Origin of the sequence: Bradyrhizobium nitroreducens (assembly GCF_002776695.1) — a bacterium.
In the GTDB taxonomy this organism is placed as follows: domain Bacteria; phylum Pseudomonadota; class Alphaproteobacteria; order Rhizobiales; family Xanthobacteraceae; genus Bradyrhizobium; species Bradyrhizobium nitroreducens.
In genome coordinates this window covers 5,767,686-5,767,918 of sequence record NZ_LFJC01000003.1, presented here as the reverse complement: position 1 = coordinate 5,767,918, position 233 = coordinate 5,767,686, and the positions used below count along the sequence as shown (strand labels likewise).

The 233-nt window shown below is 67.8% G+C and carries 1 pseudogene; it reads right to left on the bottom strand.

The annotated features are described in order from the left end of the window. A pseudogene (locus TSA1_RS40395) lies at nucleotides 1-233 on the bottom strand (hypothetical protein); the annotation flags it as partial.

Here is a 233-nt window from a genome sequence, read left to right as displayed (position 1 = left end):
TCAGCGGCAGCAGCTTGTTGCGCAGGCGGAGAACCGCGGTGTCCTTGATGCGCTCGATGCGGTGCTCTGAGTTGGCGCGGGCGCGGACCAGCTCGACCACCGAGAGCTGCGGGATCGCAAAGCGGTCGCCGGCGGCCTCGACGATCAGCGCCGAGACGATGGCCAGCGTCAGCGGGATCTTGATGGTGACGGAAGAGCCCTCGCCGGCCACCGACTTGATGTCGATGGTGCCG